The sequence below is a fragment of the Acinetobacter sp. WCHAc060042 genome, from assembly GCF_003231195.1.
Lineage (GTDB): Bacteria > Pseudomonadota > Gammaproteobacteria > Pseudomonadales > Moraxellaceae > Acinetobacter.
Genome location: NZ_QKVN01000030.1, coordinates 36153 through 48589 on the forward strand (window position 1 = coordinate 36153; position 12437 = coordinate 48589).

The window sequence follows — 12437 nt, forward strand, 5'->3', positions numbered from 1 at the left end:
TATAAATCATCCGAAAATAAGAGATTGAGAAAAGCAAAAAAATTTGCCCAATTGACAGTGATTTTTGAGTAAATGCTCTATTTTTTTAATTTTAACTTGCTTAATATTTTGCATGTGTATGGACACCTGTCAAACAACAAAATGAACAAGGACATAAGAATGAAAAAACTAACCCTCGCACTCGCTGCTTTTTCTGCTTTGGGTGTGGCGTCGACGGCACAAGCGGCTAAAGTGGACATCTGTGTATTTGACTTGCTTGGCAAATCAGGTGAGTCCTATCAAATGGCGCAAGAATGGGCTCTAGCTGCAAAAGGCTGGGGGGCTGAAATTAATTTAATCCCTCGTCAAGATGAAGCCGTTGCCGACAACGATTTTAAAGCAGGTAAGTGTGATGGTGTGTTTATGACCGCTATGCGTGCACGGCAGTACAATAAATTTGTCGGTTCTATTGATGCATTGGGTGGTGCTCCAAGCAATGCTATTGCACAACGTGCGATTACTTTTGCATTGGATCAGCGTAATGCGACCAAAATGGTGACCAATCTTGGAGGTAAAAAATATGAAGTGGCCGGGATTGCACCTTTAGGTTCAGCTTTTATTTTTGTACGAGATAAAAGTATTAATTCCATTGAAAAAGCGGCGGGTAAAAAGTTTGCAGTCTTGGGCTATGACGATGCGCAAAAAATCATGGTACAACGCGTCGGTGCGCAAGCGGTGATTTCTGATGTGTCTAACTTTGTGGCGAAGTTTAATAATGGTCAAGTCGATATGGTCGGCGCACCTGCTTATGCTTATAAACCCTTAGAAATTTATAAAGGTTTAGGCACAAATGGCGCCATGTTTAACTTCCCTGTACTACAAGTGACCGCTGATTTTGTGATTCGCCCCGATCAATTTCCCGCAGGCTTTGGACAAAAATCGCGAGATTGGTTTGTGAAAAACCTACCGAAAAGCATCGCGATGATAGGCCGTTTAGAAGCAGGCATTCCTGCAAAATACAAAATGAACCTCACAGCAGAAGACAAAACCAAATATCAAAAAATGTTGCGTGATGGTCGGATGGATATGACCAAACGAGGCATTTATGACCCAGCGATGATGTCAGTCTTGAAAAAAGCCCGTTGCTCGGTGGATAAAGCCAACTTTGAATGCTCACTGGGCGGTGAATAATTTTCTGAATGTGTTCCAAGAAAGCTCAGTTTAAATTGAGCTTTCTTTTTTGTTTTTAATCGACTGATTTAAATGGTTTTGATGCAACTAATTTATATAGCGCGTAGGAAATGAGTGGTTATGAACCGAGTGAAGTTTCATTCGGGGCATCAAAAAATAACAAAGAGCACAAGTGAATGGCTCATCACAATAAACAACAATAAGTCTAAAGGAAGATGTATGAAACAGTGGATGAAAAGCCTCAGTGTTGGGACATTAGTCATTTCTGCAACAGCGATGGTACAGGCTAAACAAGTGGTTTGTGTCTTCGATTTGGTCGGAAAAAATGGTGATGTCTATAGCTTGATGAAAGATTATCAGTTGGCGGCTAAAAACTGGGGGGCGGATATTGAACTGCGTGTAGGCCAAAACGAAGCTGTGATTGCTGAGGATTTCAAAGCAGGAAAATGTGATGCTATTAGTGTCACAGGTATGCGTGGGCGTCAATTCAATGCGTTTACAGGTTCACTCGACGCGATTGGTGCGATTCCCGATCTCAATTTAGCAGTGAAAGTCATGCAAGGCTTGGCCAGCCCAGCTTTTGCTAAATATATGGTGAATGGTAAGTACGAGGTCGCAGGTGTGATCCCCGTTGGAGACGCTTTTTTATTGGTGAATGACCGTAGCATCAATACCGTAGCGAAAGCCGCAGGCAAGAAAATTGCGGTTTTAGACTATGATCAAGCACAAAAAGTCATGGTTCAACAAATTGGTGCACAAGCTGTCAGTGCTGATGTCACTAACTTTGGGGCTAAGTTTAATAATGGTCAGGTTGATATTATTGGTGCACCTGCTGCCGTGTTTAAACCTTTGGAATTACATAAAGGTTTAGGAACGAAAGGCGCCATTGTGAATTATCCGATTTTACAGGTCACAGGGAATATCATTATTCGCCCGGATAAATTCCCTGCAGGTTATGGACAAAAATCACGGGAATGGGTCAAAGGACAGTTACCGCGTGCATTTGGTATTTTGGGTAAAATGAAAGCCGAAATCCCACAAAAATATTGGATGCAGGTGCCTGCAGCCGATCAACCTGGCTATCAAAAGATGATGCGTGAAGCACGGATTGATCTCACCAACCGCGGTATTTACGATAAGCGAATGATGAAACTGTTATGGCAATTCCGTTGTAAGCAAGCAGCGAAAAACTTTGAATGTGGCTTACAAGATGAGAATTACAAACAATCTTGATAAAATTAGTCTGATTTGACTTTAAATATTCAAATAGGGACCATATATTGAGTATGCTATACTCGAAATATGGTCTTTTTGATTTGAAAGACAGCTGAACCGAACTGAGGAATCTAAGATGAATGCCCAAGCACTTGAACTAAGCGACAATGCCGCAAATAAAGTACGTCAATTACGTGACAGTGAAGGGAATCAAGATTTAATGCTCCGTGTATATGTTACGGGCGGTGGTTGTTCAGGTTTTTCTTATGGTTTTAACTTTGCTGAAAACCAAAATGAAGACGACGCAGAATTTATCAATGGTGATGTGAAAATGTTGGTTGACTCATTGAGTTATCAATATTTGGTCGGTTCAGTGGTGGATTATATTGAAGGTTTGGAAGGTTCACGTTTCGTCGTGCAAAACCCAAATGCAACAACGACCTGTGGTTGTGGTTCATCGTTCTCGATCTAAACCTGACCGGATTAAAAAAGCCCTCATCATGATGAGGGCTTTTTTATGTGCAATCATTCGCTTTCAATCGAGTTTAATTGCATCGAGTAAGTCAAAAATAATCGTGGTGACATCTTGGCTTAAGTCTCGGTTATTAAAAACTTCATAGGCAGTAATCGTGACATCGGTGTCACTCGGTAACAGTTTCTGTTCTTCTTCAATCAAATCATTGATCGGCAAAAGCGTCTGTTTCACTTCCAGATGTAAAATATCCTTAAACTCTAAATTCTCATCTTCAAGTTCTAACAGTTGCTCGTTGAAATAGGGCAATAGAATAGAATGGAGATAAGGTTGAATCTCAACAATATCAAAGATTTCGATATCACGAGTTTCTTCAATCGTACTGATGTGGTCATTTACTTCGATTAAGATATGGTAGTAACTCACATTCGTCTCCAAAGCTTCTAGTGGATATTCAATTATTTACAATAACACGAACCCGAGTCAAGATGTGCTGTGATTGTATTTCATACACCCATTAAAATTAGGGGATTGTTTTTAGCAATCCATCACTTCAACGGGCATTGAACAACGCAATATCGGCACCTTGTAAACGAAAATGCTGCATATCTTGTTCTTCTAACATGGGATACATCAGTGCCTTGGGGTCATTATGATGTTTCATGCCTAAGGCGTGACCAAATTCATGTGCCAAGGTCATGCGTAGGTCATCTTCTGACTCGAACTCATAAATGTGAATTTCTCGCCCATTAAACAGACCTTTATCAAATGGCCGGGGTTGAAAACGCTGATTAAACTGATCAATCGCAAGATTAAGGCCTTGATCTAAGCGATTGAGTTCATTCACTCTTTGATTATATTCGTTAACACGCGTGTTAAAGCTTGCAATTTGTTGTTCTAAAAAGTTTTGCTGTTCACGAAGTCGCGCTAAACTTTGTTGTACCGCAGGCTGTTGTGCGACAGGCACGCCACCATATTGATTGTACTGGTGGATCATGGCGTTATAGTTTTGGTTGAGTTCTTGTAGACTGCGTTGTTGCATATTTAAAGCGATTTCGTGACGTGCGAGATTTTCTTGCATCGCTTTGAGTTCACTATTCTTTTGGCTGATACTGGCTTCATTTTGCGTGAGTTTAGACAGTTGATCACGGCGTTGTAGTGATTCATCTTGTCTTTGATCATAAATGAGATGAATACTGAGTCGAGCATCAGGGTCATAAACAAAATAATCTTTTCCGAGACCTTGTTTCCAAATATCAGTGGCTTGTTGGCTGATCTGTTTCAGTTCTACTTCACTTAGGTTAAAACGAGGGTCAACTTCTGCAATCCGATAGCGAATACGTTGATCGAAAGGGTGGGTGATGCGATCTAACAATGGATTGAGCCGAAGTTGAGGATGTTGCAGATTTTTATAAAAAATCATCCCTAAAAAGCCAAGTAGAGCAAACAATACAATGAGACGCATATTTTATTCATAGATCGTTGTTTTTAACTACTTTAGCTTAAAAAGGATGATAGCTAAATAAAAATGCGTCAGATTAAGGGCTTTAAATTAGACCCAATGTAGTCAAGCTTTGTTTAACCAGTTGCTCACGTACGCTGGCTGGAATTCCCGTTTTCATGTGCATATTTAAAGAGAAATAGACCTTTTCGCGATCGGGATATTCTACCCAGCCTGTCCACCAACCAACTTGCGGTTCTATGTCCATGCCCCAACCTGATTTTGCATAGAGTTTATAATTTGGTTTCTGTTCAATCAGTAGCATGTCTTGTACCGCTTGTTGCACTTCTGGTTTAAATGCAAGCTTTTTATTTGCCAGCTTTTCGACAAAAAGGACTTCTTGGACAGGCGTAATTTGCAGTGGGCCGACTAACCAAAAATTATCGACAACGGTGCCAATCTGTTGATTGCCATATTCAATGCGTTGCACTTCTTTTTGCATCAGGTCTAGACCAATGCGCCGTGCTAGCTCCTGATAAATGGGAACGGCAGATGCCTGCATGGCTTGCCCTAAAGTCATGTCTTTTTCCCATGCAGGAAAGCTACGCTTTTGACCATCCCATTTAAATACTTCGTTAATGGTTGCCTTGTCATGCTCTAGTCCGATTAAGGCATTCAGCATTTTAAAGGTAGAAGCGGGCACATACGGTGTCTGAGCGCGGCTTAGGTCATTGCCGTAGCTGTGTAAGCCATGCTGATCCTTAATGACAATCACCCCAGTGGTTTGAAGTTGATCGAAGGCCTGTTGGATCTGCTGCTGCGCACTTTGTTGCTGGTGATTTTTAGCTGTTTCTACGGAGGGGTTTATTGTGGTACAAGCAGAACCGAAGGTTGTAATGAGGGCGAGGAGTCCAAATTGTAAAGTTTTCATGGTGGCTAAGTTCTAAATTTTTTATCAGGCTAATGTAAAAGTGGAATACGACACAACGTGATTTAGGTAATAAAAAACCGCGCTTTCGCGCGGTTTTTTATTAAAGAGACAAATTATTTTTTGTCGTCTTTTACTTCTGTGAACTCAGCATCTACAACGCCATCGTCCGCTTTTTGTTGTTGACCAGCGTCACCGCCGAATGCATTTGGGTCGAAACCTTCAGCACCGCCTTGACCTTGCGCCGCTTCATAAGCACGTTGTGTGATCGGCATAATGATGTTTTGTAAAGCTTCAGTTTTCGCTTTAATGTCTTCTACATCATTTTCTTTAGTCGAAGTTTCAAGCTCAGCGACTGCAGTTTCAACAGCAGTTTTTTCATCGCTTGTTACTTGCTCGCCTAGGTCTTTCACTGCTTTTTGAGCAGAAGATACTAATGCATCCGCTTCGTTACGTGCTTTCGCAAGTTCTTCGAACTTACGATCTTCTTCAGCATTTGCTTCAGCGTCTTTGATCATTGCTTCGATTTCAGCATCAGACAAACCTGAGTTTGCTTTAATCTGGATAGATTGCTCTTTACCAGTGCTCTTATCTTTCGCAGATACTTTTAAGATACCGTCAGCATTGATGTCGAACGATACTTCAATTTGTGGCACACCACGTGGAGCAGGTGGAATGTCGCCCAATTGGAAGTTACCCAACAATTTGTTTTGCTGTGCCATTTTACGTTCACCTTGGAACACAGAAATGTCTACAGCAGGTTGGTTGTCCGCAGCAGTTGAGAACACTTGAGATTTCTTCGCAGGAATCGTGGTGTTTTTCTCAATAATTGCTGTTAACACGCCACCCATGGTTTCGATACCAAGTGTCAACGGCGTCACGTCAAGAAGAAGTACGTCAGTTTTGTCACCAGACAATACCGCACCTTGAATCGCAGCACCCATTGCTACCGCTTCGTCAGGGTTTACGTCTTTACGTGGCTCACGACCGAAGAACTCTTGTACTTTTTGTTGTACAAGTGGCATACGAGACTGACCACCCACCAAGATCACATCAGAAATCTCAGAAGTTGAAAGACCTGCATCTTTAAGTGCAATACGGCAAGGTTCGATGGTACGTTCAACCAAATCAGCCACTAAACCTTCAAGTTTTGCACGCGTTACATTGATCACTAAGTGTTTAGGACCAGTCGCGTCCGCCGTGATGTATGGAAGGTTAATTTCAGTTGCATTTGATGAAGAAAGCTCGATTTTTGCTTTCTCAGCAGCTTCTTTCAAACGTTGTAACGCAAGTGGATCATTTTTCAAGTTCACACTTTGTTCTTTCTTGAATTCTTCAACCAAGAATTCAATTAACGCGTTATCAAAGTCTTCACCACCAAGGAAAGTATCACCATTGGTTGATAACACTTCGATTTGTTGGTCGCCATCAAGGTCTGCAATTTCAATGATTGATACGTCAAAAGTACCACCACCTAAGTCGTAAACTGCAATTTTACGGTCGCCTTCTTTTTTGTCCATACCGAACGCAAGTGCAGCAGCCGTTGGTTCGTTAATGATACGTTTAACATCAAGACCTGCAATTTTACCTGCATCTTTGGTTGCTTGACGCTGTGCATCGTTAAAGTAAGCAGGAACGGTAATTACCGCTTCAGTCACTGTTTCACCTAAGTAGTCTTCGGCTGTTTTCTTCATCTTTTTCAAGATTTCAGCAGAGATTTGTTGAGGTGCTAGTTTCTTATCGTTTACATCAACCCAAGCATCGCCATTGTCTGCTTTGATGATTTTGTAAGGCACAAGACCGATGTCCTTTTGAACAGCTTGGTCTTGGTACTTACGACCGATCAAACGTTTGATCGCGAATAATGTGTTTTTCGGATTAGTCACTGCCTGACGTTTTGCAGACTGACCCACCAAGATTTCGCCATCTTTATACGCAATAATAGATGGTGTTGTACGTGCGCCTTCAGCGTTGTCGATAACTTTAACTTTGTCACCTTCAAGTACAGCGACGCAAGAGTTTGTTGTACCTAAGTCAATACCAATGATTTTAGCCATTTGGATGATTCCTCAAAAATTTTTGCAATGTTTTTGCTTGTTATTCGATATGAGAGCCGTTCAATTTTTTTCAAGTGATAATGACGAAAAAATTTCACAAACTCTCGAATTTATAAGGCTTATGCGCCAACCATGACCATTGCTGGACGGAGCAAACGACCATTTAAGGTATAACCTTTTTGCAATACCGTTCCGATCTCGTTGGCTTTCGCATTTGGATCAATCCCGACTGCTTGATGCAAATCCGCATTGAAACCATTTGCTGTATCAACTGCGACCACACCAAATTTTTCCAGTGCAGTGAGTAACGATTTCAACGTCAGTTCCACACCTTCAAACATTGGTGTTTTCTCTTCACCCGATGCGTTAATGGCACGTTCTAAATTATCCACTGAGTCAAGTAACTCTTTTGCGAATTTTTCTAGCACGGTGTCTTTATGCTTATCAGATTCACGTTGAATACGCTCTACACTTTTTTGTGCTTCGTATACAGCGTTTGCAGTACGTGCTTTTTCAAGCTTTAAGCTTTCTTCAAGATTGGTAATTTGAGCTTGTAAATCCTCAACTGAAACTTCAGCTTGCTCCGTTTCAGCTTGAGTTTGCGCTGTTTGTGAATCCGCTTGCTCTTGCCCTAGATCTTGAGCGTCTTGATTTTGCTCAGTTGCCATTGATTTACTCCGTTTAAATGGGTTCTTAAACATGTACAGTCCTTCAGGCATCAGTGTTAACTGGGTTAATCTGAACTGCCATGCGTTATTGAATTCAGGATTACTACAAAAGGTCGGGGCAACAGCCAAAAATTCAAGCGGATTGAGCGATTAATTCATTCATTTTGGGCAAAAATTGATTTAATGTTGTGCTGTAGTTCTCAGTTTTAAATAAATGATGCATTAAACGCGATATTGAGAGGGGGTTGGTTCTAGCTCTTTTGATCGTTAAATTAAATAATTTTTATAAAATTTATCTGTTTTACTTGCTTTTAGTGTAGCCGCATAATGTCTTAGTTCGCAGTGATCATGTTCTGTGGAGAGAGTAGAGCATGGTGGCTGCATCTAAATTTGTAACACTTTTGCCAAGTGCCACAAGCCTTGGCTTTTTTATATTGAACATTTCAAATCCGCTTTTTTTTACACTCAAAACGCTGAATCTGTATATGTAAATCCTTGCTTGATTTTAGTCCTGAAGATTACTTTGATTAAACTTTTGGGTTTGAAACGGGCTAAATACATTATTTAATCGTGTATCAACATAAGATAGTTCTGCAATTAAGGGGAATACTTGCAGTGATGTCTTGCTGCTCCGAAATATGAAATACAAGCGATATAATGAATGCAGAATCAGAAAGTTAAACGAATCTTTTTGATCTGGACTTGAGTTGTTTTCAATTTTTATAGGTTAATAAAAAATTGCACAAGTTGTACTGGGAGTTGTAGAAACTACAACTCAAGATGTGTGTAAAAGTTTTTGGATTTAACAAAGATAGGCAGGGCAAAGTTTGGCTTTGCTATTTTGTATGACGTAAAAGGAAATCAAAAAATGTTAAAGAAGAAAACAGCATTATTGTCTCTAGCGCTTTTAGGTTCAGCATTTGCAATAGCTGGTTGTAGCTCAAATGAAACTACTACAGCGCCTGAGTCTGCTCAAGTGACCACTGCACCAGATGCAACAGCAACCGTTGAGGGAAGTACTGGAGTAGAGGTTCAAGCGGATCCTGCTGCTCAGGTTGAACCGATCCAATCTACACCTGCGATAACACAACAATAAAGCTTAAAAGAGAGCGTTCTCTTACATTCGCTTTGTTAATGACCTTCACTGGATGCCGTGAAGGTCTTTTTTAGAGGGTAAATCACTCAAGCTACTCAGCCATGCTATTTCATTAGTCTGATGTACGATTACGATTTTCTCGTTCTTGACGTGCGTTATCCCAACTTTTGTTTTGATCGCGGCGTTGATCATCGGTACGTTGCTTACGATCATTGTTGGATTGTTTACGTCGATCTTCAGTCCGTTGACGCTCTTGCTCACGCTTTTTCTGTTGCCAGTCTTGATGACGTTGATTGGCGATCCGTTTGCGCTCAGCTTCAATACGTTGTCGTTCTTGTTCGCGGTTCTGGCGTTCCCATTCAGCATGTCTCAGGCGATTTCGATCTGCCTCGCGACGTTCGCGTTCAATACGGTTTTGTCGTTGTTGATATTCCCAGCGTTGGTGATCACGTTCGTATCGGTCATCATGGCGATCATATCCTCGATCATCATAGTCATAGCGGTGACCATAGCGTCCGTCATAATAGCCATCATCAGGAAACGCCACACAGCCAACAAATAGGCTGCTGACGAGTGAGAGCAATATTATTTTTTTAGTCATGGTGAGTCTCCTTACAAAAGCGAAATAGCAAAACACTCCTAAATCGGCATAAAAATTGTCAATGACAAGCTCTTAAAAGAAGATTAGCGTATAGGGCATATTGCTATGTATCTTGATGTGAAGACTTATATAAGAGAATGGTCACATAATTACTGATCATGTAGAGAATATGAAGAACGAAAAAAAGGATATGATTGACATGGTTGGATTGAATAAAATTTTACAAAAGTGGATGGAAAAAGGACAAGGTCATGTTGCGCGAGCAATTGATCATTTACCAAGTACGGCCCAAGAAGGACTAGTGAAAGCGCTAGGTTATCCTTATCCTTTTGAACAACTGGATCCATTCATAAAATGCCTGATGGCTGCACAATATAAACAAGGTAAATCAGGTTTTATTCTTGAGGACTTTCACCGTTCTCGTAAGCTCTTCGACCATCAAATTCAAATGTTGACCAGTAAGCCGACCACTGTCAAATTGGTAGAGGATTTACGCCTACCCCTGCAAAGTGGGACGGTTTTTGCTAGACACTACCATCCTGCACCCAATAAAAAGCTTCCCATGTTGGTATTTTATCATGGTGGTGGTTTTGTGGTGGGTAGCTTAGATACTCATGACGAGGTGTGCCGACTTTTGGCTGTCCATGGCAAAGTGCAAGTGTTAAGCATAGATTATCCTTTAGCTCCTGAAGCTAGTCCGCAGTTATTGATTCAATCTTGTGAAGACGCTTTAGCTTGGGTGTATCAAAACCGACGTCAACTTAAAATTTTGAAAGATCGAATTGCAGTAGCAGGTGATAGTGCTGGTGGCAATATCAGTACAGTGGTGGCACAGCGAAGCGCGGCAAAAGCTTATGCACCAAGTGCGCAATTCTTAATTTACCCTGTGGTTGATTTCAAAAGTCGCCATCCTTCATTCTTTGCATATAAAGACGGACTCACCTTAACTGGGCAAGATGTCGATATGGTTACCGCTTTTTATGCTGACCAGCATCAAGTGGCTTTAGATGATCCGCTAGTTTCTCCTACCTATGGAGTGCTAAAAGGTTTAGCTCCTGCCTATGTCATTACAGCGGGTCATGATTTATTACATGATGAAGGTGAGATTTATGCCATCAAATTAAAACAGCAGGGCAATAAGGTGCATTATCAAAATTATCTCGATCAACCCCATGGGTTTGTGAACTTCACCATCATTTCTCGTCGGGCAAAAAAAATCACCATAGAAATGGCAAAGAACTTTAGAAAATTTTGGGATAAGAATGCTAAATAAAAAAGCATGAATGTTAAAAAAATAATGTTTCACGTGGAACAATTTTTCTATTTGACGCGGACTTTGGCTTCTGGAAAAACAAGTTGAAAGCTCGGGACATAAAAACTTTGTAGTGCCTTGGCTTGACCAAAGTCTGGAAAGAGGGTGGTATGGTTTTCCCACTCAAATTTTTTCAGTTTCATTAGCTTTGCGCGAAACTGTGGAGAAAACTCATAACGTTGACCTTGCCATGCTTGCTGTATTTTGAGCATGGAACGTGGAATGTGATGACTATTGATATAAAACGGACGTGCCTTTTTACATTGAGTTAAGGTTAAACGTAGCGTTTGGTTTTGAGTGCTGAGTTGGCATTGTGTTGTTTCATGTTGCGTATGCCAATCAAACTGAGCGAACTCTTTTGGAATGCCCCAAAGGTATTGACCATGTTCAACCGAAATCTGTGTCGATACATAAATTTTAGGAATTGAACTTAAACGCCGTTTACTCAGTAAGGGATGATCAAGTAAAAGCAGTTCATCATAAGGACCAACAGGGGATTGATGATAACGAACCAGCATGACTTGAACCACACGGCCAATAGGTGAAGGGGCGATACGAAACACTTTATATTGTCGAATAAATTGCGGACTGATCCAATAATTCAAAATAAAAGCTTCACCTTGTAAATGCCAAGGTGGAAATTGACTCAATTGAGAAAGGATTAGAGCTTCATTCATCGTTATTCTCGTTTTCTTAGAAGAAGTAGTGTTTTATTTATACTGAACGATTAATATACCGAAATCTAATAACATCTGAATGCTGTGAGTAACGAAATGTTAAAGAAGAGTTTAGTTGCAGTGACGGCTACATGTATGAGTATGGTGGTCATGGCAAATAACACGATTGTTGAAATGAAAACATCAATGGGCAACATCGAGATTGAACTGTTTAACGATAAAGCGCCAATCTCAGCAAAAAACTTTGAAGACTATACGAAAGCTAAGTTTTATAACGGCACAATTTTTCATCGCGTCATTCCGGGGTTCATGGTGCAAGGTGGCGGCATGACTGCTGACCTTGTAGAAAAATCAACACGACCAGCCATTCAAAATGAATCAAGTAATGGTCTATCTAATAAACGTGGCACTTTGGCGATGGCACGAACCAACCTACCGCATTCTGCAACCAGTCAGTTCTTTATTAATGTAGTGGATAATAACTTTTTAGATAAAAGTACCAATAACGCAGGTTATGCGGTATTTGGTCAGGTCACTAAAGGTATGGATGTGGTGGATAAGATCACTAAAGTACCGACAGGACGTACAGGACCGTACCAAGATGTACCGAAACAACCTGTTCAAATTCTCAGTGTGAATATTAAAGCAGCAACAGTGCAAAAGTAATGAAAAAAGAACGTAGAAATATTAAATCTATATTTCTACTTTAAAATTATTAAGTTAGGTTGGTTGTTGTATGTTTTTGAATCTTTTTAGTGCATAAAAATACAACACTCGATAAAACAACCAGTTAAAAGCAC

Annotated in this window: 13 protein-coding genes; 6 read left to right on the top strand and 7 right to left on the bottom strand. The window is 40.6% G+C overall.

The annotated features are described in order from the left end of the window. The first annotated feature begins 159 nt into the window (after window positions 1–159). The 3 genes from DPG01_RS13345 (at window position 160) to erpA (ending at window position 2857) form a co-directional block, all read left to right on the top strand. Complete coding sequence (locus DPG01_RS13345) at window positions 160–1170, top strand: putative solute-binding protein (protein ID WP_058951454.1); 1011 nt, start codon at window positions 160–162, stop codon at window positions 1168–1170. A 231-nt stretch (window positions 1171–1401) separates the two neighbouring features. Continuing rightward, window positions 1402–2403, top strand: coding sequence for a putative solute-binding protein (locus DPG01_RS13350; RefSeq protein WP_162622343.1), 1002 nt, complete (start codon window positions 1402–1404; stop codon window positions 2401–2403). A gap of 118 nt (window positions 2404–2521) precedes the next feature. Further along, window positions 2522–2857 (top strand): iron-sulfur cluster insertion protein ErpA, encoded by a 336-nt coding sequence (erpA, locus tag DPG01_RS13355; RefSeq protein WP_086210890.1) that lies wholly within the window; start codon window positions 2522–2524, stop codon window positions 2855–2857. Between the two features lie 63 nt (window positions 2858–2920). Here the strand turns inward: erpA and DPG01_RS13360 are convergent, their stop codons facing one another. From DPG01_RS13360 to grpE, 5 genes are all read right to left on the bottom strand, one after another. Further along, the gene (locus tag DPG01_RS13360; RefSeq protein ID WP_171264512.1) at window positions 2921–3295 is read right to left on the bottom strand and encodes a hypothetical protein; all 375 of its coding nucleotides are present in this window, start codon (window positions 3293–3295) and stop codon (window positions 2921–2923) included. A 115-nt stretch (window positions 3296–3410) separates the two neighbouring features. Then, window positions 3411–4322, bottom strand: coding sequence for a matrixin family metalloprotease (locus DPG01_RS13365; protein ID WP_110975420.1), 912 nt, complete (start codon window positions 4320–4322; stop codon window positions 3411–3413). Window positions 4323–4404: 82 nt separating this feature from the next. Next, window positions 4405–5229, bottom strand: coding sequence for an OXA-211 family carbapenem-hydrolyzing class D beta-lactamase (gene blaOXA / locus DPG01_RS13370; protein ID WP_110975421.1), 825 nt, complete (start codon window positions 5227–5229; stop codon window positions 4405–4407). 113 nt (window positions 5230–5342) lie between these two features. Beyond that, window positions 5343–7283: a molecular chaperone DnaK gene (gene dnaK / locus DPG01_RS13375; RefSeq protein WP_086210894.1), complete on the bottom strand. Its 1941-nt coding sequence runs from the start codon at window positions 7281–7283 to the stop codon at window positions 5343–5345. Window positions 7284–7402: 119 nt separating this feature from the next. Next, window positions 7403–7951 carry a nucleotide exchange factor GrpE gene (gene grpE / locus DPG01_RS13380; RefSeq protein WP_110975422.1) on the bottom strand — a complete coding sequence of 183 codons (549 nt, stop codon included), beginning with the start codon at window positions 7949–7951 and terminating at the stop codon, window positions 7403–7405. 868 nt (window positions 7952–8819) lie between these two features. On the opposite strand from grpE, the gene DPG01_RS13385 reads away from it, so the two are divergent. Further along, the gene (locus DPG01_RS13385; protein WP_086210896.1) at window positions 8820–9047 is read left to right on the top strand and encodes a hypothetical protein; all 228 of its coding nucleotides are present in this window, start codon (window positions 8820–8822) and stop codon (window positions 9045–9047) included. Window positions 9048–9159: 112 nt separating this feature from the next. Here the strand turns inward: DPG01_RS13385 and DPG01_RS13390 are convergent, their stop codons facing one another. After that, window positions 9160–9648, bottom strand: a complete 489-nt coding sequence (locus DPG01_RS13390) for a hypothetical protein (protein ID WP_110975423.1) — start codon at window positions 9646–9648, stop codon at window positions 9160–9162. 199 nt (window positions 9649–9847) lie between these two features. Here DPG01_RS13390 and DPG01_RS13395 point away from each other — a divergent pair, with 199 nt between their 5' ends. Beyond that, entirely contained in the window at window positions 9848–10921 is a 1074-nt protein-coding gene (locus DPG01_RS13395; RefSeq protein WP_110975427.1) for an alpha/beta hydrolase, read from the top strand. Window positions 10922–10968: 47 nt separating this feature from the next. Here DPG01_RS13395 and DPG01_RS13400 read toward each other — a convergent pair whose 3' ends face one another. Next, window positions 10969–11637 carry an acetoacetate decarboxylase family protein gene (locus tag DPG01_RS13400; RefSeq protein WP_110975424.1) on the bottom strand — a complete coding sequence of 223 codons (669 nt, stop codon included), beginning with the start codon at window positions 11635–11637 and terminating at the stop codon, window positions 10969–10971. A gap of 96 nt (window positions 11638–11733) precedes the next feature. Here DPG01_RS13400 and DPG01_RS13405 point away from each other — a divergent pair, with 96 nt between their 5' ends. Further along, on the top strand, window positions 11734–12303 hold the full coding sequence (locus DPG01_RS13405) for a peptidylprolyl isomerase (RefSeq protein ID WP_086210899.1): 570 nt from the start codon (window positions 11734–11736) through the stop codon (window positions 12301–12303). Window positions 12304–12437 lie beyond the last annotated feature (134 nt).

Excerpts from the sequence above, each read along its gene's own strand:
- blaOXA (WP_110975421.1), bottom strand. The coding sequence starts at position 5,229 with ATGAAAACTTTACAATTTGGACTCCTCGCCCTCATTACAACCTTCGGT.
- DPG01_RS13400 (WP_110975424.1), bottom strand. The coding sequence starts at position 11,637 with ATGAATGAAGCTCTAATCCTTTCTCAATTGAGTCAATTTCCACCTTGG.
- erpA (WP_086210890.1), top strand. The coding sequence starts at position 2,522 with ATGAATGCCCAAGCACTTGAACTAAGCGACAATGCCGCAAATAAAGTA.
- grpE (WP_110975422.1), bottom strand. The coding sequence starts at position 7,951 with ATGGCAACTGAGCAAAATCAAGACGCTCAAGATCTAGGGCAAGAGCAA.
- DPG01_RS13395 (WP_110975427.1), top strand. The coding sequence starts at position 9,848 with ATGGTTGGATTGAATAAAATTTTACAAAAGTGGATGGAAAAAGGACAA.
- DPG01_RS13345 (WP_058951454.1), top strand. The coding sequence starts at position 160 with ATGAAAAAACTAACCCTCGCACTCGCTGCTTTTTCTGCTTTGGGTGTG.
- DPG01_RS13390 (WP_110975423.1), bottom strand. The coding sequence starts at position 9,648 with ATGACTAAAAAAATAATATTGCTCTCACTCGTCAGCAGCCTATTTGTT.
- DPG01_RS13350 (WP_162622343.1), top strand. The coding sequence starts at position 1,402 with ATGAAAAGCCTCAGTGTTGGGACATTAGTCATTTCTGCAACAGCGATG.
- DPG01_RS13385 (WP_086210896.1), top strand. The coding sequence starts at position 8,820 with ATGTTAAAGAAGAAAACAGCATTATTGTCTCTAGCGCTTTTAGGTTCA.
- DPG01_RS13365 (WP_110975420.1), bottom strand. The coding sequence starts at position 4,322 with ATGCGTCTCATTGTATTGTTTGCTCTACTTGGCTTTTTAGGGATGATT.
- dnaK (WP_086210894.1), bottom strand. The coding sequence starts at position 7,283 with ATGGCTAAAATCATTGGTATTGACTTAGGTACAACAAACTCTTGCGTC.
- DPG01_RS13405 (WP_086210899.1), top strand. The coding sequence starts at position 11,734 with ATGTTAAAGAAGAGTTTAGTTGCAGTGACGGCTACATGTATGAGTATG.